The organism is Pseudomonas sp. S1_G07 (assembly GCF_054668565.1).
Genome location: NZ_CP162778.1, coordinates 3,220,007 through 3,239,277 on the forward strand (window position 1 = coordinate 3,220,007; position 19,271 = coordinate 3,239,277).

Below are 19,271 nucleotides of genomic sequence, written 5' to 3' on the forward strand. Positions count from 1 at the left end.
TGATGAAAGCATTCGAAGTGTTACCCGCTGTCCAGGCCTTTCTGGCCCGGCCAGGCCGCTTGTTTATCGGTGGCAGCTGGCAGGATGCTGCCGCTGGCCGGCGATTTGCCGTGGAAAACCCGGCGACTGAAGAAACCCTGACCGAAGTCGCCCAAGGCGACGCACGGGATGTGGATGCGGCGGTGGCCGCCGCGCGCTCGGCCTTCACCGGCACCTGGGCACAGCAGTCGCCTGCCCAGCGCGGCCTGCTGCTGTTCCGCCTGGCGGACCTTTTGGACCAGCACCGCGAGGAGCTGGCGCAGTTGATCACCCTGGAAAATGGCAAGCCCATCGCTGCCGCGCGTGGCGAGGCGGCCAGTGCGGCGACCATCCTGCGTTACTTCGCCGGTTGGCCGACCAAGATCGAAGGCAGCACGCTGCCGGTGTCGCCGGCCAGTGGTGCGCCGATGCTCAACTACACCTTGCGTGAGCCGGTGGGGGTGTGTGCGCTGATCGTGCCGTGGAACTTCCCGCTGAACATGTGCGTATGGAAGCTCGGCCCCGCGTTGGCTACCGGTTGCGTGGCGGTGCTCAAGCCCGCCGAGCAGACGCCGCTGGTAGCGATTCGCCTGGTGGAGCTGATCGAGGCCGCCGGGTTCCCGGCCGGTGTGGTCAACCTGATCACCGGCCTGGGTGCCGAGACCGGCGCACCGCTGGCCGAGCATCCCGACGTCGACAAGATTGCCTTTACCGGCTCGACCCAGGTCGGTCGACTGATCGCCCAAGCGGCCACCCGCAACATGAAAAAGGTCTCGCTGGAGCTGGGCGGCAAGTCGCCGAACATCATCTTGCCGGACGCCGATATCGTGCGCGCCGCCAAGGGTGCCGCCGATGGCATCTTCTATAACCAGGGTCAGGTATGCACCGCCGCCTCGCGGTTGTACGTGCACGCCAGCGTGCTCGACCAGGTGCTGGAAGAGCTGGAACGGCATGCCGCCGCCCACGTGCTCGGCAACGGCCTGGACCCTGCCAGCAGCATGGGCCCGCTGGTGTCGGGTCGCCAACTCAATACGGTCAAGGGCTACCTGCAACGCGGCCAGGAGGAGGGCGCCGAACTGATCTGCGGTGGCGGGCGTCCGGCCCACCTGGAGCGTGGTCACTTCATTGCCCCCAGCGTGTTTCTGGATCGCGCCGAGCGTGCCTGTGTGGCCCGCGAAGAGATCTTCGGGCCGGTGCTGACCGTCATGAGCTGGACCGAAATCGACGACCTGGTGCTGCGCGCCAACGATTCGCCCTATGGCCTCGCGGCCGGCCTGTGGACCCGCGACCTGCGTTCGGCGCACCGCGTGGCGGCGCAACTCAAAGCAGGCTCGGTGTGGGTCAACTGCTGGAACGTGGTCGATGCGGCGTCGCCGTTCGGCGGCTACAAGCAATCCGGCTGGGGCCGGGAAATGGGAAAAAACGTGATCGATGCCTACACCGAAACCAAAAGCGTGTTTGTCGATCTGGCCTGAACAGAATAATCACAAGAGGTAGTTGCTATGGATCTGGAATTGAAAGGCCGCGTGGCCATTGTCACCGGTGGTGGTATGGGCATCGGCAAGGAAGTCGCACGTTTTCTCTCCGAGGAAGGCTGCAAGGTGGTGATCTGCGCGCGCCGTATGGCGTTCCTGCAACTGGCCGCCGAAGAGATCAGCGCACAGACCGGCAATGAAGTCCTGCCGCTGTTCTGTGACACCAATGACATGAAAGCCGTGGCGGAGATGGTCGAGGCTGCATACAAGCACTTCGGCCGTATCGACATCTTGGTCAATGGTGCCGCAGCACCGTCGGGTGTGGTGCGCAACGACATCGAACACGCCGGTGACGAGGAACTGTTGTCGGACCTCAACACCAAGGTGATCGGCTACTTCCGTTGCGCCAAGGCCGTGACCCCGCACATGAAAGCCGGCGGCTTCGGTCGCATCATCAACATCGGCGGCCTCACCGGGCGCAGCAGCAAAGTCCTCTCGGGCATGCGCAACCTGGCCATCGCCCACATGACCAAAACCCTGTCCGACCAGTTGGGCCCATCGGGCATCACGGTCAACCTGATTCACCCAGGCGTCGTGGACACGCCGCATATCCAGGAGCTGTACGAGCGCGAAGCCGTCAAGCAAGGCAAGACGGCGGAGCAGGTCGAGCAGGCCTACATCGACGCCACGCCGATTCGCCGCACCCTCGCGCCGATGGAAATGGGCTGGCTGATTGGTTTCCTGGCGTCGCCAAAGGCCGGCGCGGTGACGGGCGAGTCCATCGGTATCGACGGTGGTTTGACCCGTGGCATCTATATCTGAGGAGTATCAGTGATGAGTAGCGGAACCCTTTTAGTCGCCACCGTTGGCCAGGCGGTGATCCGCAGCGCCGACGATGGCAAGACCTGGCATCGCCTGGGCCTGGGGCAAGACCTGGAATTCGACGCGATCACCCGCTCGCTGAGCATGCACCCCGGCACGCCGGAAGTGATCTATGCCGGCACCGATATCGGTCTGTGTGTCAGCCATGACACCGGCGGGCACTGGCACCGGGTCGACTCGCCGTTCAACGGCGAGACCGTGTGGAAGGTGGCGGTGGATCCCCAGGATGCACAGCGGATTTTCGTCGGCACGGGTGCGCCTTCGCGCGCCGTGCTGTGGCGCACCCTGGACGGTGGCGCCAGTTGGGACCGTGCGCCGGTGGAGATTCCGGAGTTCTGTGACGGCGTCAGCCGCCCACGCCTGCTGGCCTTCGCCTATGACCCCACCGACCGCAACCAGGTGTGGTTCGGCCTGGAGGAGGGCGGGCTGTTCCATTCGCGTGACGGTGGCGACAGCTGGACCCGCGTCGATGATCGCCTGCTGTGGGACTTCAACTCCGACATCCACAACATCCTGGTACTGCCCAACCATGGCGAGAAAGTCATCGTGGTGGTCTGCGTCAACGCGGTCTACCGCAGCCTGGACGAGGGGCTGACCTGGACCGGCATCATCGGTCGCGAAGCCTTCGGCCTGTACTACATACGCGCCATGAACGCGCCGTTGGGCACACAGGACCAGCTGTACCTGAGTATTTCCGACGGCACGCCCGGCACCACCAGCAAGATCCTGGTTTCCCGCGACGCTGCGCAAAGCTGGGAAGTGCTGCCCCTGCCACAACAGCCCAACTCCTGTGTCTGGGCGATCGCCTTCAACCCGGCCAACCCGCGCCAGATCGTGGCGGGCACCAAGTATGGACACCTGTTCACCTCCGACAATGGCGGTGACGGCTGGCAGAAGCATTGGCGCGAATTCAGCGAGATCGCTGACGTGCTCTGGACGCCAGCAGTGGCGCAGATCAAGGCCGGGCACCAATCCATCGTCAAAAAACACTGAGGAGTATCGTCATGAAGGTCGAGATCCTGCGTACTCACTTATCGCTCTGGGTCAGTGACCCTGATGTGTCGGCACGCTGGTACGCCGACATTCTGGGCATGCACGAAAGTGCCCGTGGCGAGAGCTGGGTCATGATGGCGTTTGGCGGCAAGCATCACGACATTGCCTTGATTCGTGCAGATCCCGGCGCCCATCAGGGCGGGTTGGGATTGCAGCACTACGGTCTGGAAATTGCCGGCGACATGACCACCTTGCGCCAGCTCTACGGCATGTTGCTGGGCAAGGGCGTCGAGGTGGTGAAGATCACCGATCACGAGATCGGCCATGGCGTGTACTTCAACGACCCCGACGGCAATCGCATGGAGTTTTTTCTCGAGACCGAACATGACGACGCGCTCGGCAAGGCCCGGTTCAAGGCCGCCGGCGCGCCCAGCCGACATTTCAACCTGGACCCACTGGATCCCCTTTAAAGGTAAACCTGATGAAAACCGCGAATTTTGCGACCTATCACATCCGCAAATGGTACAGCTTTGTCGAAGAAGCCCTGGCCAATGAAACGGGCCAGCTGGCCGACGGCGAACCGTTGTTCAAGTACGCCGTGGCCGCCGTGATCCACAACCCCTATGCCGGGCGCTACAGCGAGAACCTCGAGCAATTGGTCGCCTCTTCGCCGCTGCTGGGCGCAGAGTTTGGCCGGCGCATCCTGGCACTGGCCGGTGATCATGAGATTGTCAGCTATGGCAAGGCGATCCTGGTGGGCAGCGCGGGCGAGTACGAGCACGGCAACGCCTTCCTGACCAACCCGGCCGCCGATCCGATCCGCGTCGCGCTGGGTGGCGGTAAGTCGTGGGTGCCCTCCACCGGTAAGCGTGGCGGCCCGGGTTCGACCATTGACGTACCCCTGGCTCACAAGGATGCGCTGTATGTGCGTTCCCACTATGACAGCATGTCGCTGATGTTCGGTGACGGCCCCGCACCGGATGAAGTGATCGTGATCTGGGCCTTCGCCACTCGCGGGCGCTTGCATGCAAGGCTGGGCGGCCTGCAGGCTGAAGACGTCATAGGCATTGACGGACTGCATTGATTAAAAGCGTGCGGCTACGGCGACGCCGGATTAAAACCACAACAAGAAGCGGTGAATAGCGATGAAGCAGGAGAAGACCCAAGTTGTCATTGTCGGTGGCGGACCCAACGGGATCACCGCCGCGCACTATATGGGGATGTACGGTATCGACTGCACCGTCCTTGAGCTTGCCGACGGCATACTGCCGTATCCACGCGCAGTGGGCATGGATGATGAAGCACTGCGCGTGATGCAGGGTATCGGCGTGGCTGAACTGGCCGTACGCGACATGATTTGCGATGTGCCGCTGCGTTATTACAACGCGCGCGGTGTGTGTTTTGCCGAGGTCAAGCCCAGTACCGCCCAGTACGGCTGGCCGATGCGCAACATTTTCATGCAGCAGCTGCTCGAAGGCACGCTGCGCGAAACCCTCGTGCAGCGTGCCAGTGTCACGTTGCGCCAAGGCCATGAAATGCTCGAACTGGAGCAGGACGGCGACGGCGTCACCCTGCAGGTGCGCGATGCCCGGGGCGAGGTATATCAACTGCGCGCCGACTATGTCATCGGTGCCGATGGCGGGCGCTCCACCGTGCGCAAAAAACTCGGTGTCGAGCTGATCGGGTTGACCCACCCACGTAAATGGGTGGTGGTCGACACCGCCAATGACACCCTGGATGCGCCCTATACTGCGCTGCATGCCGATCCGCAGCGGCCGTTTGTGTGCATCTACCTGCCGTATCAGCAGCGGCGCTGGGAATTCATGCTGATGGAGGGCGAAGACGAAGGCAAAATGTGCGAAGAGGCGACTATTCGCACACTCATACATGGGCATATCGGCGACGCCGTCGACCAGCTCAACATCATCCGCATTCGTGCCTATACCCACCACTCGCGGGTCGCGGCGCGGTTTGTCGAGGGGCGCGTGGCGCTGGTGGGCGATGCGGCGCACATTTCTCCACCCTGGGCCGGGCAGGGCCTCAATTCCGGCCTGCGCGACGTGGCCAACGTGGCCTGGAAACTGGCGGCCATCATCCAGGGGCGTGCCTCCCATAAGATCCTCGCCAGCTATGACCAGGAGCGCCGTGGCCACGCCACCGAGCTGGTGGCGCTGGCCGACAATATGGGCACCGTGCTCGGGTTGACCAACCCGTTGATGGCCGGCGTGCGTGACTGGTTGTTCCAGGCGGTGAACAGCGTCGACAACCTGCGCTCACACCTGCTTGAGTTCAAGTTCAAACCCAAGGCCACCCTGACCAAAGGCCTGGTCTATCACGAGCGTGCCGAATTGCGCGAAGACGACCTGGTCGGCCAGCTGTTTGTGCAGCCGTATATCGAAGACGCCCAGGGGCAGCGTCGGCGCCTGGATGATGTGCTGGGCAGTTCCTATGCGGTGTTGGGGTACCGGGTCAACCCACGTGAGCAGCTCAGCGAAGACATGGCCACTTTCTGGGCGCGCTGGGACACCCGTTTCATTCAGGTCAACCGCTCGCGCAGTGGCATCGGCCGAAACCAGCCCTTGACGGCCACGGACGCGATCAGCGTGGAGGATGTGGATAACCGCCTCGGTGAATGGTTCTCCAAGGTGCGTGACTGCATCGTAGTGGTGCGTCCGGACCGCTTCGTCGCCGCCATTACCACGCCTGAGCGGCTTGAAGGTGTCCTGCGTAAATTGGCGGAGCAGCTGTCATGAACGGCGATCACCCGCTGCTGGAGCGCTTGCACCAGGCCACGCGCCTGGCGCAGGCCATTGCGCCGCTGGAGCCAGAGGCGCTGGATCTGCTTGCCGGGTACGCGTTGCAACGCCAGGCGCTGGATAGGCGCCTGGCCGCGGGCGAACAGTTGAGTGGCTGGAAGATCGCTTTCGCCGGCAGCGCCGCGCAACGGCGCTTCGGCCTGGATCAGCCGGTGTATGGCGGCCTGACCGATCGGATGCGCGTGCAGCCGAACACGGCAGTGGCGCTTTCATCGTTGATCCAGCCCAAGCTGGAGATCGAGATGGCCATCGTCATGGCGCGCGACCTGGCGCCGGGTGACTACCGCGACGAGGAGATCCTGGCGGCCATCGGTGAGGTTGCGCCGGCGTTCGAGATTGCCGACTGCCGTTGGCAGGGTTGGACATTCGGCGTGGGGGCCTTTCTGGCCGATAACGCGGCGGCGGGGCTGTATTGCCTGGGGCCGCGCATTGCGTTCGACCCGGTACGGCACGCCAACGTCGGTTATCGCCTGGAATGCGCGGGCGCGCCCTGTGGCGACGGCGATACCCAGGACCGTGAGGACAAGCCCCTGGCCAATCTGTGCTGGTTGATTCGCCGCTTGTTGGCCGACGGCCAGCCGGTGGCCGCAGGGCAGGTGGTGCTGTCCGGGGCGCTGTTGGCGCCGATGAACATTCAGCCCACCACCTACCGCCTGCATATGTTTGGCACGGAACTGGCTTTGGTTTTCACCGCGGACACCGCCCCTGTGTGAACCGAGCCGTCAAGGATGACTTAAGTCCCTTTCAGGCCGAAAAAAACAACGGGCCACCGAGGAACGACCACCATGCTTGCTGAAGTTCGAACCTTCAATGACTCTCAACAACACGCCGGCTCCATCCAGGGATGGCGGCAAGTCTACGACCAGCTCGGCCGTGGCTGCCTGACCAGTGAGCTGCGCCAGTTGTCCGCCGACCGCTTCCAGATTTTTCAGGAAGTCTTGGACAAGCGCGTGGTGCAGCGTGGCTATGCGCCCAAGGGACGCCTGTGCGCGGCGATGTCGTTGGGCAGCGAGCCGGTTGTGCAGGGGCAGCAGGTGGGCAGGCACAGCGTGGTGTTGTTGCGTGACAGTGAGGAGTTCGTGTTGCATGCGCCTGAAGGCACGCACTTCTTCGCCTTCAATGTCGACACGGTACGTTTCGCCAAACTGGCAGCGTTCGAGTTGTCCTGCGATCAGCTCAAGCGCCTGAGCACCCGCTCCCAGCTCTGCGTGGACGACGCGTTACTGCTGCGTATCCGCCAGCGTATCTATCCGCTGTTTTGTCACCTTCTGGAACAACCGGACGCTGTCAGCACCACCGCCGAAAAAATGCTCGAGGACGAGCTGCTCATGGCGTTCCTCGATTTGTTCAGCAACGCCACCGACGAGGTGCGTTGCCGTCGCGGCAATTTCACCGTGAGTGCTTACCTGGTCAAGCGCTGCCAGGAATTGATCGACGCCAGTGGCGATACGCCGTTGAGCATTCTCGACCTGTGCGAACACTTGCGGGTGAGCCGGCGGACCCTGCAGAACAGTTTCCAGGCGGTGACCGGCATGCGCCCGGTCGAGTACCTGCGAAACCTGCGCCTCAATGCCGTGCGCCGACGTTTGATCGCCACCCCCGCCAGTTCCCAGAACGTCGGTGAGGTGGCGGTGGCCATGGGGTTTTTCCATCTGAGCCACTTTGCCGCGCATTACCGTGCATTGTTTGGCGAGTCGCCGTCCGAAACCCGACGGGCGCTGGGCTGACGGCGACCAGGGGTCAGCTGGCGGTTTCGCCCAACCCCGGATCCACGCGTTTGCCGATGTCCTTGAGCCGGGCCAACTGGTCGATCACGCTGGGAGCTTCATCCAGGCAACTGACGAACGTCCACAGGTAAGTCATCACGGCATAGATATGCCCGGCCTTTACCGCCGGTGCCAGGGCCAGTTGAGTGATCGCCACCACAAACAGCAACGCCGCGATGATGCCGATGCTCAGGAAGGCGATCGCTTCACGGTCGGATAAGCGAATGCGCAACCGCGACAGCACCTGATAATGACGGCGCAGGGTGGGGGCGCCAACGCTGTCGACCAGGCTGATTTCTTTTTCCAGGCGGTTGTTCAGGCGCTCGTGCAATTGCTGGTTGCGCCGCGCGAAGCCTGGCACGACCACCAGGCACAGCCCCAGCGCGACAAGGCACGCCAGGCCGACCCAGGGTTCAATCACCAGCAACATGGCCGCCGCGCCAATGATCGAGACCAGCGCCGTGGCAATAGTGGGTACGTGTGTTTCAAAAAAATCGACGAATTCCCGCGCCAACACCACCCGCGCCGCCGCCTTCGAGGTGCTGTGGCGTTGCAGGCGCTGGTTGAGAATCACCGGCACCGCCAGGTCGGCATAGATGCGGGTAAAGGTGCGGGTGTCCAGGGCTCGTCGCGCGGCACCCACCACCCAGAAACCCAGGACCACGGCCGCATAGAACAGCGCGTTGCCGGCATCGCCACGGATGATCGCGTCCACGGCGAACCCCGCAAACAGCGGGTAGGCCAGCAGCAGCGCGTTTTCCAACGCCACCAGCGACAGGGTGCAAAACAATTTGCCGGGATAAGCCTTGGCGATGGCCTTGAGTGTTTGGCTAGCGGACTGTTGACCGATCCTGCGGCTGTGTTCGATCAGTATTGGAGGTGTGACGGAAGACATGGGTTACCTGGCTTGCGCATAGGGCGCGGGGGAGAACTCAGTGTGCTGATATACAGGCTGCGGGTGACGTCGAGCAGATAACGGGTCTCCTCGGTCATCAATAAGAGGTCGGTCTGCACTTCTTCGATAACGATTTCCAGGGTGATCAGCAGGCAAATGGCCGGAGCCGTAATTACCCAGTGGGAATAGGACTGGGTGAACAGCGACGCGGTAACGCCAACCACCCACAGCAACAACACCAGACGGGGTGCCTGTTTTTGCAGGGGAATCCAGAAGCGCTGCAACTTCCTGAGCTTGGCGCTGTAGAACCTGACGGATTCTTCCAGCAGTGCCGAGTCGGTCGTGTTTCGATCGCGGTAGTGAGTAGACATACAGGCAACCCGTGAGTGAACTATATGGGGAGGGTGTGTGACCTGACGACGGCGCGTGCCGGCAGGGTCCGGTTGAGCCAGGCGAGATTGACTTCGTTGACTTGCACCCATTCGCCATTGCGTGGAATCCCTTCGCAACTCTTGAAAGCGATACAGCGTCCCTGCAGGTCGAGCAAGGCAAAGTGGTGACAGTGTTGAGCGCGGTTGGCGCGAAAAAAAGAGAGGCACATGCCTTCACCTGAGGCGGTTGGATTCAGAGGGGGCGAGTTGGTCGGGCCAACTCAGTTCGAATAAGGTGCCGCCGCTCTCCAGGTTCCGGCAGGTCACGGTACCGCCGTGGGCCAGGGCAATCGCGCGCACCACGGCAAGCCCCAGGCCGCTGCCGCCCTGAGCGCGGGAGCGGGAGCTTTCCCTGCGCTGGAACGGTTCAAAGACATGGGTTGCAAAGGCTTCATCGATCCCCGGGCCCTCGTCGGCGACGCTCAAGGCATTCAGGCCGTGCTGGCTGCTCAGGCGTACGGTGACGTTGCCTGGCGTTGCATGCCGTTTCAGGTTGTCCAGCATGGCCAGCAAGGCCTGGCGGATCCGCGCCGGGTCGCAATGGAGCGGCTGCTTGAGCAGGTCCAGATGAAGCACAAACCCGTTGGCCAGCAGGCCCGGTTCGAACAGGTCGACGTCTGCCTCGATCTCCTTGGCCAGGTCGGCGCTTTGCATATGGACTTCCAGGTAACCGTTGTCCGCCAGGCCGACGACCCGCAGGTCTTCGATCAGGCGCGTCAAGCCTTCCACCTGGGACAGCAGGCTGTAGAACTGTGCCTGGTCCGGTGTGAAGACCCCTTCGGCCAAACCCTGCAACCGGCCCCGCAAGATGGTCAGCGGGGTACGCAGTTCGTGGGCAATGGCGGCGTTCCAGAACGACTGTTCTTCGGCCATGCGTTTCAATCGTGTCGCCATGCTGTTGAAGTCATCCACTAATAGGGCGGCCTCTGCCATTGGGCGGTCGGAAGCGACCGCCCGGGCGTCCAGGTCGCCATCGGCCAGGCGGCGAAGGCTGGCCGCGACAGAGTTCAAGGGCATGAGAATGCGGCGCGCCAATTTGATCGCCACCACGGCGCCCACCGCCAGGCTGATACAGGTGATCAGCGCCATCCAGGCCCATTCCACGCCGGTGGGCAGCCACTCGTCCAGGTCCAGGTCCGACGGCGGCCAGAACATCCAGAGCAGCGCGTAAAACACGTAGGACCCGACGATCGCGAGGGCGATCACGCACAACACCACGGCTGACATCGACAGAATGATCTGTCGGCTCAAGCTGTTGGCGATTCTCATGTACTGCTCCCGAATCGGTAGCCCACGCCGCGGATGCTGGTCGGTACTCCCTGTAGACCCAGGTCTTCGATTTTTCTGCGCAACTTGCTGATATGGCTGTCGACCGTGCGTTCCAGGCTGTCGCTTTCGGGCGAGCACAGGGCCAATAACTCGGCGCGGCTGAAGACGCGCTTGGGTGCCTTGGCCAACTGGGCCAGCAACCTGAACTCCGTGACCGTCAGGTTCAGGGCGTGCTTCTGCGCGCCGATCTGAACGCTGACTTCATGGCTGTCGATGTCGATTTCAAAGGCATTCACGCGCAGCACGCTCTGGCGGGTGTCGTGGCCATGGTCGATCGAACGACGCAGTACGGCCTGGGTCCTGGCGACGACTTCGGCGGGGTTGAACGGTTTGATGATGTAGTCGTCGGCGCCGATGCGCAGCCCCATCAGCTTGTCCATGTCCTGGTCCTGCGCGGTCAGCATGATGACCGGGGTGGTTCCCCGGTGCCGGATCTCGGCCAGCACCATCCAGCCATCCAGTTTCGGCATCAGCACGTCCAGCAGCACCAGGTCGGGCTTGAGCGTCTGATGCAGTTCCAGGGCCCGGCGCCCGTCCAGGGCATGCGCGGTCTGGAAGCCGCTGCGCTTGAGGTAGGCCGCCAGGATGTCGGCGATTTCGGGTTCGTCTTCGGCGATCAATACCAACGCCTGGCGTTTGTCCGCGAGGTTCGGTGCTGTCGATGCAAGGTGCGATTCGGTCATGGTCTGCTCGGGTCTTGGGGGCCGTGTGCTATTGGCTCATCGCAGTATGGCGAATTTTCCACGGGGCGACGAAGAGCACTGTGCACCACGAGCATGCGCTTTCATGGGAGGTTTTATGGAGAAATGATGGAGAGGCGGTTTTTTTGCGAACGCCCTGGTCAGGCGTAGTTGATTCTGTCGCTGTAGGCGTTCTGCATCATTTTGCGCTGGTAGTCGCAGGGCGTGGTGCTGACCAGTTTCTTGAAGTCGCGCAGGAAGTGCGATTGATCGGAAAAACCCAGGTCGAGGGCCAACTGCGAAAACGACACATCGCGTTGGGTGTTGAGGGTGTCCAGGGCGGCCTGGCAGCGGATGATTCGGCAAAACGTCTTGGGCGACATGCCGGTGTCCTGGCTGAACTGGCGGTGCAAGGTACGGCTGGTGTAGCCGCTGAGGTCCTCGAGTTGCTGGATGCGAATGTCACCGCGATGGCGCAGGGTCTGCTGGATGACCATGGCCGTAAGCCTGGACGTTTTACCCATCAGGCGCGGGGCCAGATAGTCGTTGAACAGCCGCATTTGATCGCCCAGCAGCGGTGCCTGAACGATGCTTTCGAAAATGCGTTGGGCAAACCCCGAGACCTCCAGCAGGTCGAGTTCCCGTTCGGTCAGATCTTCGGCCAGCACATTGATGAAACCGGGAACGATGCCCGGTGAAAAACGCACGCCGAAGTAGTGATGGTGCTGTTGCAATTCAACGGCCTGGGCGGACAGCGGTGTGCCGCAGATCCTGGCGCTGGGGCGGGTGGCATCGCAGTCGAAAACAATATCCACGCAGCCGTCCGGCACGGCCATCATATTGGTCGATAGGGCCACATCGAAGGCGTAGAAATGCGAGATCGCCGGGTGCCCGGAAGGCATTACCGAATAGCGTGAAGAGTTGAGCACGAACCAGGGTTGTTCGTTCGCCGTATGGTGCCGGGGAGTCGGCTCGCTCTGTTTGATCATGGTTACACCTTGGGACTGCCGCAATACGCGAATTTTCACGCATTAATCGCGCCAACTCTGTCGCGTCGGGTCGCCGCAGATGTCCGAAATTTACAATACCGCCCACGACCCCCACTTGATACTCGACGTCGACAGCGTGGAGCTGCGCCTACCGCAGCGATATCACCTTCAGCCCGAGAATAATTATGTCCACAAATACAAAAATCGACTTCATCTACCTCTCCGAGCAAGACATGATCCGCGCGGGCGTGACCGACATGCTGGCGTGCGTGAATACCATGGAAGAGATGTTCGGCTTGCTGTATGCCGGTGACTACCGCATGGCCGGCCCGAACAATGATTCCCATGGCGCGATGGTCATTTTTCCGCCGGATTCGCCGTTCCCGAAGATGCCCAAGCCCACGGCTGATCGACGCATGATGGCCATGCCCGCCTACCTGGGCGGCAACTTTTGCACCGCCGGGGTGAAGTGGTACGGCTCCAATATCGCCAACCGCGAAAAAGGCCTGCCGCGCTCCATCCTGATGTTCACCCTGAACGATCCCGACACGGGCGCACCCTTGGCGCATATGTCGGCCAACCTGCTGTCGGCGTACCGCACCGGTGCGATTCCCGGCGTGGGCGCGCGCCATTTGGCCCGCAAGGACTCGAAAGTCGTCGGCCTGCTCGGCCCAGGGGTGATGGGCAAAACCACGCTGGCGGCGTTCATGGCGGTCTGCCCGCACATCGACACGCTGAAAATCAAAGGCCGTGGCCAGAAGAGTCTCGACGACTTTATCGCGTGGGTTAAGGAAACGTATCCGCAGATCACCACGATAAACGTGGTGGGCACACTCGAAGAGGTGGTCCGCGACTCGGACCTTGTTACTTATTGTAGCTCCGGCGAAACAGGTGACCCCTCAATGTACCCAATTGTGCGGCGCGAATGGGTCAAGCCAGGTGCCTTCCTGGCCATGCCGGCGTCCTGCTCGCTCGATGCCGGGATGGAACAGCTCGACGTACGCAAGGTGCTGGACAACACCGGTTTGTACCAGGCCTGGTTTGAAGAATTGCCCAAGCCTGCGCACAACAATGTGCCGGTCATTGGTGTGCGTTTCATGGACATGATTGCCGAAGGCAAGATGCGCCTCGAAGACGTCGAGGACATCGGCAAGATCATCGCCGGGGCCGCGCCGGGCCGTCTGCACGATGAAGAAATCATCATCATGTCGGTTGGCGGCATGCCGGTGGAAGACGTGGCCTGGGGCACGGTGGTGTACCGCAATGCCATCGAAAAAGGCATCGGCGTGACCTTGAACCTCTGGGAAACCCCGGTACTGCGTTAAGCCATCCCACACTTTCTCTACGAGGCATTCGCTATGACAAAAATCATCAAGCTCAAGACCGGTTCGCCGTTTGAAGATCAGGGCAGCTACTCGCGCCTGGTGGTCGTGGACAATTGGATCTACGTGTCCAACACCGCAGGCCGCAACCCGCAGACCAAGCTGATCCCGGAAGATGTCCTCGAGCAGACGCACCAGGTATTTGCCAACATCGAGTCGGCGCTGAAAGCGGTCGATTCGAGCCTGGCGGATGTGGTGTGTTCGCGGGTGTTCATCCAGGACCCCAAGGATGTTCCTGCCGTGATGACCCTGATCGGCGAAAAGTTTCGCGGCGTCGACCCGGCCAGCACGGTCACCTGCCCGCCATTGGGATCGACGGTGTACAAAGTGGAGTTGGAAGTGACGGCCTATCGCGGTGCGTCCAAGGCGCAAGTCGACGTCATTCGTCTGTCGCAATAATCGTAATGCGGCCATGCGCAGGCGTGGCCGCCCTTATTCGTTTACCGAGTCTTGATCATGGCACCGACTATAGCGCCCGTGACAACGTCCACTGTGTTTCCCTCCGAGGCCTGCGTCGTCATCATCGGCGGTGGGATCATCGGCCTGACGGCCGCGCTGACCTTGGCCGAACGCAACATCTCGGTGGTGGTGGTGGAAAAAGGCCGTATTGCCGCCGAGCAGTCATCGCGCAACCTGGGTTGGGTGCGCAAGACCAGCCGCCATGCCCATGATATTCCGCTGGCCCTGGCCGCGGATCGCTTGTGGGCGCAAATGCCCGAGCGGGTTGGCGCGGATGTGGGGTATCGCCAGGAGGGCATCATGTTCGTTGCCCGCAATGAAGCGCAAATGGCAATGCATGAAGGCTGGCTCAAATCGGTCGAGCACCTGTCGCTTGACTCGCGATTGCTGAGCAAGCGCGAGATCGCGGCGCTGGTGCCGGGCGGCGCGGGTGACTGGGCGGGCGGGATCTACACGCCGTCTGATGCCCGTGCGGAGCCGACCCTGGCCAGCAGTGCGATCGCCAAGGCCGCCATGGCCCTGGGGGTGGTGATTATCGAGCAGTGTGCGGTGCGTACCCTGCAGATGTCCGCCGGCAAGGTCAGTGGCGTGGTCACCGAAAAAGGCGAGATTCGTTGCGACCAGGTGTTGCTCGCGGGCGGCATGTGGTCGCGGCGCTTTTTGGGCAACCTCGGGGTGTCGTTGCCGACCCTGGCCTTGACCTGTTCGGTGTTGCGCACCCATCCGATGCAGGGCCCCACGGAAATTGCCGTGGGCGCGCCGGACTTCTCCTTTCGCAAGCACAAGGATGGCGGCTTCATCATTACCCAGCGCGGTAAGCTGGATGCCTTCCTGACCCTCGATCACCTGTTGCTGGCCAAGCAATACATGCCGCAATTTCGTGCGCAACGCAGCGTGTTGAACGTGTCGCTGGGCAAGTATTTCTTTAAAGACCTGGCGCTTTCGCGGCGCTGGTCGGCTGACAGTGTCAGCCCGTTCGAACGCGTGCGCGTGCAGGACCCTGCCGCCAACCCGCAGCTCAACAACGATGCGATGAACAACCTGAAGGCGGCCTGGCCGGTATTCGAGCAAGCCAGGATAGCCCAGGCCTGGGCAGGCACGATCGACGTGACCCCGGACTCCAACCCGGTGATCGGGCCCGTTTTGCAGATCCCTGGGTTGACCGTGGCCACCGGTTTCTCCGGGCACGGCTTCGGCACCTCGCCGGCGGCGGGTCACCTGGCGGCCGATATAGTCAGCGGGCATACCCCGATCATCGATCCGAGCCCTTATCGTTTTGATCGTTTCTAGGTCGCATGCACCGCGACAGTCCCAGAAAAGCGGTGTTTTTCCTTCACTGAGCGGCGGAGCCAGGCAATGTCACCAGACAGTATTTTTTTCACCAATCGTGCAGGCTTGCGTCTGCATTTTCTACGCTGGGGCGACCCGAGCGGTACGCCCTTGGTGCTGCTGCATGGTTTGCGCGCTTATGCCCAGACCTGGGAGTCTCTGGTAGAGGCGCTGGGCGATGGCTATTACATCCATGCCCTGGACCAGCGTGGTCGCGGGCTGAGTGATTGGGCGCCGTCCGCCAGCTATCACACGCAGTCCTACGTGGAGGACCTGCAAGACTTTGTCGAGCATGTTGGCTTGCAGCGGTTCGTGTTGCTGGGGCATTCGTTGGGTGGCGCCAATGCGTTGGAGTACGCACGGCAGAACCCAGGGCGCCTGCTTGGCTTGATCATCGAAGACATCGGGCCCGGCTCTTCAAGCCAGGGCGACGGTGCGGCGCGCATTCGTCGCGAGATGAACCAGACGCCTTTGCGTTTCGACACTTGGGAGGCGGCACGCGCGTTCTGGCAGGCGTCGCGGCCTGGCTTGTCGGAACAGGGCCTGGCGTCGCGGTTGGCGCATTCGATGCAGGAAAGCGCGGGCGCGATCACCTGGCGCCACGATCAGCAGGGCATCGCCGAGGCGCGCCTGAGCATTGAACCGACCGACCTGTGGCCGGCGGTCAGGGCCCTGGATTGCCCGACGTTGTTCATTCGCGGCATGCGTTCTGACTTTTTGCCGGCCGCGACACTGCAGGCCATGCGCGACAGCAATGCGCAGGTGCGCACGGTAGAAGTCGCGGACGCCAGCCACTATGTGCACGACGATCAGGGCGAAACCTTCAACCGCCTGGTCGTCGAGTTTCTTGACAGTCTCGCGATTGCGGGGCGATGAAGGCGCGGGCGCGTCTGATCGCACTGCTGTCATCACTGACGGCTTTCGTGCCTTTTTCGATCGACACTTACCTGCCCAGCCTGCCGCAGATCGCCGATGACCTGTCGAGCAGTACGGCGCAAGTGCAACACACCATCAGCGCCTTCCTCGCCGGGCTGTGCCTGGGCATGCTGTTCTATGGTCCGCTGTCGGATCGCTATGGTCGTCGTCCGCTGCTGCTGGGCAGCCTGGCGTTGTATGGGGTGGCGACCCTGGGTTGCCTGTTTGCCGGCAGCGTCGAGCAATTGATTGCCTGGCGCTTTGTCCAGGCGTTGGGCGGGGCGGGTGCCTTGGTGCTGGCGCGTACCGTTGCCAGGGATGTGGTGGGCCTGGTGCAGGCGGCCAAGGTGCTGTCATGGATGCACCTGTTGACGATGATAGCGACGCTGGTTGCACCGATGATGGGCACCTGGCTGGTGCTGATCCACGGCTGGCGCACGATTTTTGCCGCCTTGTTCATCCTTTCCAGCCTGTGCCTGTTGCTGGTCGCGCTGAGCTTGAAGGAGAGCCTGCCGGTGCAGGCGCGTGGCGCGACGGTGGGAGCGGCCTTTGCGGCTTACCTCGCCATCGCCCGGCAACCCAAGGCGGTGGCGCTGATCCTGTGCATGTCACTGGCGTTTGGCGGCATTTTTGCCTTTATCACGGCCTCGCCTTTTGTGTATGTCGAATACTTCGGCGCGTCGCCACGGGTATTCAGCGCGTTGTTCGCATTGAACATCCTGGGCATCATCCTGGTGACCTTCATCAATGCGCGCTGGGTCGGGCACTACGGTCCGCAACGCATGCTCGGCATGGGCGCCGTATTGGCGGGCGGGGCAGGGGTGGCGCTGATGGTCGTGGGGCTGACCGAATGGGGCGGGCTGGCGAGCATTGTGGGTTGCATGGTGCTTTACATGGGCGTGACCGGCCTGCTTGGCGCCAATTGCACGGCCAGCCTGATGGCGCTGTTTCCACGCCAGGCCGGGGCGACCGTCGCGCTGGGGATCTCGGTGCAGTTCGCCACCGGAGCGCTGGCCAGCCTGTGGGTCAGCTACCTGGCCGATGGCACGGCGTGGCCGATGTGTCTGGTGGTGGGGTGTTGCGGCGTGGGGTGTCTGCTCGCCTATGCCGTCACTCTTCGCGTGCCGGTCCGTGCGGTCGCCGTGCAGTCTTAAGACCGCCGGCGGGTGAGTTGTCAGCCTTGACCAAAAATCCGGCGATATTGGACATGCCCGCCATGCCGATCCGCTACACACTGTGGGCGCGATAAGCAGGGCGGTGTCGTTCGGATGCGCATTGCGCGGCCAATGCAATATTGGTCAGCGGTGCATCCTGGGCTGGCAACCGTGACTGCGTGGTCCTGTGGGCAAGGTTTCTCGCCAACTCAATGCCTAGCGTAGGCCGTCGTTAAGCAAGCGTGAGCTTCTGTTTATCAAGCCGGGATACCTAAATGAAAACTACAAAAAAAAATCCGATCGATAAAATATCCGTTTACCTGTGTGCAGGGCTGGTCTCGGGCGCAGGTGCGCTGTTATTGAATGTGCTACCCGTGCTGTTTGGTGCGTTTGCGGAGCGTTTCGGGCTCGGCGAACAGCAACTGGGCAACCTCGCCATGGCCATGAACCTGGGGTTCGGTGCGTTCGGGCTGGCGTCCTTGCTGTGGATTCACCGGCTCAGTTGGCGGGTTATTTCGGCACTGTCGTCGGCGCTGGTGGTGGGTGCAGTGTTGTTTGTCTTGCGTGACCCTTCCTATGAAATGCTGCTGGTGATCATGGCCTTGGCGGGCGCCGGGACAGGCGCTTTGTATGCGCTGGCCATGACGATTTTCGGTGACAGTTCGCAGCCTGAACGCGCGTTTGGTTTCAAGCTGGGGATCGAGACCGTGCCGGGCGCCTTCCTGCTCATCGTGCTGCCGGTGGCGGTGGCGCCGGTCTGGGGCTTTGAAGGCATGCTGATCACTGTCGCCATTGCCATGGTGGTGATGGGCATCCTGCCATTGCCCTGGGTCCCGCGCCGTAGCGCGCGTCAACTGGATGCGTCCGATACTGCTGTGCTGATTGCCAGCGCCGAGAGTCGCGCCATCGTGTGGTTGAGTCTGGTTGCCAGCCTGGTTTTCCTGACCGGCATCATGTCGGTGTGGGCGTTCCTTGAACTCATGGGGAAAAAGACCGGCCTGACCTCCGATACCATCGGGATGGTGCTGGCATTAGGCTTTTTGATCAATGCAGGCGGTGGCTTCATCGCGTCGGCGATTGGCCTGAAGGTGGGGCGCTTCATGCCGATGGCCGTGATCATCCTGGCGGAGCTGCTGGGGCTGGTGGCGCTGGCGCAGTTCTCTTCGCTTACCACCTATGTTGCAGGGGCTATCTGCTTTCTGTTTTCGATCAGCTTCGTGCTGGCATACACCTTTGGCGTGATGGCTGAGTTTGACCTGTCGGGCAAGCTCGTTGCGCTGGGTGCGCTGTGCCTGTCCCTCGGTGCGGCATTCGGACCGGCCATGGGTGGGTTCCTGATCGAGGAATTCGGCTACTCCGCGGTATTGGTGTTCTCGGGTGGCTGTTCGCTGGTGACCCTGGCCGTCTATGGTGCCGCTGTGTTGAGAGCTGAGCTCGCGTTCAAGCTCACCCAGGATTCAGACGCCGCAGTCCTTTCCAGGCTGTGAAGCCCGCCACTGGCCGCTACCCTGGATGAACGCCGCCAGGCGTTCGCTGGCGGTGGCGTAGTCACCTACCGATAGACATCTCGATGCCGTGCAGGTACCTGCGCGGCATCGGCAGGTGCGCCTGGGACGGGCCTTCGACCTGCACGTTGTTCTGCACCGCCGTGAGCAAAAAGGGCGATTTTGTCGCAAGTTGGCCCGCTCTGTGCCTATCTTTTTCAAGTGTTTTGTTTTGTTACCGGAATCACGTGAAAAGCGCACTAATTCTGGGCGT

At 62.1% G+C, this 19,271-nt stretch carries 19 protein-coding genes; 14 read left to right on the top strand and 5 right to left on the bottom strand.

The window, feature by feature from the left end; translation table 11 throughout:
* The first annotated feature begins 2 nt into the window (after positions 1 to 2).
* The 8 genes from AB4O05_RS14920 to AB4O05_RS14955 all read left to right on the top strand — a co-directional run bounded on the left by AB4O05_RS14920 (position 3) and on the right by AB4O05_RS14955 (position 7,911).
* A complete protein-coding gene (locus tag AB4O05_RS14920; RefSeq protein ID WP_460136848.1) occupies positions 3 to 1,493 on the top strand; it encodes an aldehyde dehydrogenase family protein in 1,491 nt (496 codons plus the stop codon).
* Between the two features lie 27 nt (positions 1,494 to 1,520).
* Positions 1,521 to 2,315: an SDR family NAD(P)-dependent oxidoreductase gene (locus AB4O05_RS14925; RefSeq protein ID WP_460136847.1), complete on the top strand. Its 795-nt coding sequence runs from the start codon at positions 1,521 to 1,523 to the stop codon at positions 2,313 to 2,315.
* Positions 2,316 to 2,327: 12 nt separating this feature from the next.
* On the top strand, positions 2,328 to 3,368 hold the full coding sequence (locus AB4O05_RS14930; RefSeq protein WP_460136846.1) for a WD40/YVTN/BNR-like repeat-containing protein: 1,041 nt from the start codon (positions 2,328 to 2,330) through the stop codon (positions 3,366 to 3,368).
* An 11-nt stretch (positions 3,369 to 3,379) separates the two neighbouring features.
* Positions 3,380 to 3,838 (top strand): VOC family protein, encoded by a 459-nt coding sequence (locus tag AB4O05_RS14935; protein ID WP_460136845.1) that lies wholly within the window; start codon positions 3,380 to 3,382, stop codon positions 3,836 to 3,838.
* An 11-nt stretch (positions 3,839 to 3,849) separates the two neighbouring features.
* Complete coding sequence (locus AB4O05_RS14940; RefSeq protein WP_460136844.1) at positions 3,850 to 4,452, top strand: amino acid synthesis family protein; 603 nt, start codon at positions 3,850 to 3,852, stop codon at positions 4,450 to 4,452.
* A gap of 61 nt (positions 4,453 to 4,513) precedes the next feature.
* Positions 4,514 to 6,121, top strand: a complete 1,608-nt coding sequence (locus tag AB4O05_RS14945; RefSeq protein ID WP_460136843.1) for a bifunctional 3-(3-hydroxy-phenyl)propionate/3-hydroxycinnamic acid hydroxylase — start codon at positions 4,514 to 4,516, stop codon at positions 6,119 to 6,121.
* The gene (locus AB4O05_RS14950; RefSeq protein ID WP_460136842.1) at positions 6,118 to 6,897 is read left to right on the top strand and encodes a 2-keto-4-pentenoate hydratase; all 780 of its coding nucleotides are present in this window, start codon (positions 6,118 to 6,120) and stop codon (positions 6,895 to 6,897) included. The genes AB4O05_RS14945 and AB4O05_RS14950 overlap by 4 nt, the downstream gene beginning before the upstream one ends.
* Before the next feature lie 72 nt (positions 6,898 to 6,969).
* A complete protein-coding gene (locus AB4O05_RS14955) occupies positions 6,970 to 7,911 on the top strand; it encodes a helix-turn-helix domain-containing protein (protein WP_460136841.1) in 942 nt (313 codons plus the stop codon).
* 13 nt (positions 7,912 to 7,924) lie between these two features.
* Here the strand turns inward: AB4O05_RS14955 and AB4O05_RS14960 are convergent, their stop codons facing one another.
* The 5 genes from AB4O05_RS14960 to AB4O05_RS14980 form a co-directional block, all read right to left on the bottom strand.
* On the bottom strand, positions 7,925 to 8,845 hold the full coding sequence (locus tag AB4O05_RS14960; protein ID WP_460136840.1) for an ABC transporter six-transmembrane domain-containing protein: 921 nt from the start codon (positions 8,843 to 8,845) through the stop codon (positions 7,925 to 7,927).
* Positions 8,818 to 9,216 (bottom strand): hypothetical protein, encoded by a 399-nt coding sequence (locus AB4O05_RS14965; RefSeq protein WP_460136839.1) that lies wholly within the window; start codon positions 9,214 to 9,216, stop codon positions 8,818 to 8,820. Before AB4O05_RS14965 ends, AB4O05_RS14960 begins: the two co-directional genes overlap by 28 nt.
* Before the next feature lie 234 nt (positions 9,217 to 9,450).
* Positions 9,451 to 10,545, bottom strand: a complete 1,095-nt coding sequence (locus AB4O05_RS14970; RefSeq protein ID WP_460136838.1) for an ATP-binding protein — start codon at positions 10,543 to 10,545, stop codon at positions 9,451 to 9,453.
* Positions 10,542 to 11,288 carry a response regulator gene (locus AB4O05_RS14975; RefSeq protein WP_460136837.1) on the bottom strand — a complete coding sequence of 249 codons (747 nt, stop codon included), beginning with the start codon at positions 11,286 to 11,288 and terminating at the stop codon, positions 10,542 to 10,544. Before AB4O05_RS14975 ends, AB4O05_RS14970 begins: the two co-directional genes overlap by 4 nt.
* Positions 11,289 to 11,446: 158 nt before the next feature.
* Positions 11,447 to 12,274, bottom strand: a complete 828-nt coding sequence (locus tag AB4O05_RS14980; RefSeq protein WP_460136836.1) for an AraC family transcriptional regulator — start codon at positions 12,272 to 12,274, stop codon at positions 11,447 to 11,449.
* 185 nt (positions 12,275 to 12,459) lie between these two features.
* On the opposite strand from AB4O05_RS14980, the gene AB4O05_RS14985 reads away from it, so the two are divergent.
* From AB4O05_RS14985 to AB4O05_RS15010, 6 genes are all read left to right on the top strand, one after another.
* Entirely contained in the window at positions 12,460 to 13,599 is a 1,140-nt protein-coding gene (locus tag AB4O05_RS14985) for a tyramine oxidase subunit B (protein ID WP_460136835.1), read from the top strand.
* 33 nt (positions 13,600 to 13,632) lie between these two features.
* The gene (locus tag AB4O05_RS14990; RefSeq protein WP_460136834.1) at positions 13,633 to 14,055 is read left to right on the top strand and encodes a RidA family protein; all 423 of its coding nucleotides are present in this window, start codon (positions 13,633 to 13,635) and stop codon (positions 14,053 to 14,055) included.
* Positions 14,056 to 14,112: 57 nt separating this feature from the next.
* Complete coding sequence (locus AB4O05_RS14995; protein WP_460136833.1) at positions 14,113 to 15,405, top strand: NAD(P)/FAD-dependent oxidoreductase; 1,293 nt, start codon at positions 14,113 to 14,115, stop codon at positions 15,403 to 15,405.
* A 66-nt stretch (positions 15,406 to 15,471) separates the two neighbouring features.
* Entirely contained in the window at positions 15,472 to 16,320 is an 849-nt protein-coding gene (locus AB4O05_RS15000; RefSeq protein ID WP_460136832.1) for an alpha/beta fold hydrolase, read from the top strand.
* Complete coding sequence (locus AB4O05_RS15005) at positions 16,317 to 17,513, top strand: multidrug effflux MFS transporter (RefSeq protein ID WP_460136831.1); 1,197 nt, start codon at positions 16,317 to 16,319, stop codon at positions 17,511 to 17,513. Before AB4O05_RS15000 ends, AB4O05_RS15005 begins: the two co-directional genes overlap by 4 nt.
* Before the next feature lie 275 nt (positions 17,514 to 17,788).
* Positions 17,789 to 19,000 carry an MFS transporter gene (locus AB4O05_RS15010; RefSeq protein ID WP_460136830.1) on the top strand — a complete coding sequence of 404 codons (1,212 nt, stop codon included), beginning with the start codon at positions 17,789 to 17,791 and terminating at the stop codon, positions 18,998 to 19,000.
* Positions 19,001 to 19,271: the final 271 nt, after the last annotated feature.

Excerpts from the sequence above, each read along its gene's own strand:
- AB4O05_RS14920 (WP_460136848.1), top strand. The coding sequence starts at position 3 with ATGAAAGCATTCGAAGTGTTACCCGCTGTCCAGGCCTTTCTGGCCCGG.
- AB4O05_RS14925 (WP_460136847.1), top strand. The coding sequence starts at position 1,521 with ATGGATCTGGAATTGAAAGGCCGCGTGGCCATTGTCACCGGTGGTGGT.
- AB4O05_RS14930 (WP_460136846.1), top strand. The coding sequence starts at position 2,328 with ATGAGTAGCGGAACCCTTTTAGTCGCCACCGTTGGCCAGGCGGTGATC.
- AB4O05_RS14935 (WP_460136845.1), top strand. The coding sequence starts at position 3,380 with ATGAAGGTCGAGATCCTGCGTACTCACTTATCGCTCTGGGTCAGTGAC.
- AB4O05_RS14940 (WP_460136844.1), top strand. The coding sequence starts at position 3,850 with ATGAAAACCGCGAATTTTGCGACCTATCACATCCGCAAATGGTACAGC.
- AB4O05_RS14945 (WP_460136843.1), top strand. The coding sequence starts at position 4,514 with ATGAAGCAGGAGAAGACCCAAGTTGTCATTGTCGGTGGCGGACCCAAC.
- AB4O05_RS14950 (WP_460136842.1), top strand. The coding sequence starts at position 6,118 with ATGAACGGCGATCACCCGCTGCTGGAGCGCTTGCACCAGGCCACGCGC.
- AB4O05_RS14955 (WP_460136841.1), top strand. The coding sequence starts at position 6,970 with ATGCTTGCTGAAGTTCGAACCTTCAATGACTCTCAACAACACGCCGGC.
- AB4O05_RS14960 (WP_460136840.1), bottom strand. The coding sequence starts at position 8,845 with ATGTCTTCCGTCACACCTCCAATACTGATCGAACACAGCCGCAGGATC.
- AB4O05_RS14965 (WP_460136839.1), bottom strand. The coding sequence starts at position 9,216 with ATGTCTACTCACTACCGCGATCGAAACACGACCGACTCGGCACTGCTG.
- AB4O05_RS14970 (WP_460136838.1), bottom strand. The coding sequence starts at position 10,545 with ATGAGAATCGCCAACAGCTTGAGCCGACAGATCATTCTGTCGATGTCA.
- AB4O05_RS14975 (WP_460136837.1), bottom strand. The coding sequence starts at position 11,288 with ATGACCGAATCGCACCTTGCATCGACAGCACCGAACCTCGCGGACAAA.
- AB4O05_RS14980 (WP_460136836.1), bottom strand. The coding sequence starts at position 12,274 with ATGATCAAACAGAGCGAGCCGACTCCCCGGCACCATACGGCGAACGAA.
- AB4O05_RS14985 (WP_460136835.1), top strand. The coding sequence starts at position 12,460 with ATGTCCACAAATACAAAAATCGACTTCATCTACCTCTCCGAGCAAGAC.
- AB4O05_RS14990 (WP_460136834.1), top strand. The coding sequence starts at position 13,633 with ATGACAAAAATCATCAAGCTCAAGACCGGTTCGCCGTTTGAAGATCAG.
- AB4O05_RS14995 (WP_460136833.1), top strand. The coding sequence starts at position 14,113 with ATGGCACCGACTATAGCGCCCGTGACAACGTCCACTGTGTTTCCCTCC.
- AB4O05_RS15000 (WP_460136832.1), top strand. The coding sequence starts at position 15,472 with ATGTCACCAGACAGTATTTTTTTCACCAATCGTGCAGGCTTGCGTCTG.
- AB4O05_RS15005 (WP_460136831.1), top strand. The coding sequence starts at position 16,317 with ATGAAGGCGCGGGCGCGTCTGATCGCACTGCTGTCATCACTGACGGCT.
- AB4O05_RS15010 (WP_460136830.1), top strand. The coding sequence starts at position 17,789 with ATGAAAACTACAAAAAAAAATCCGATCGATAAAATATCCGTTTACCTG.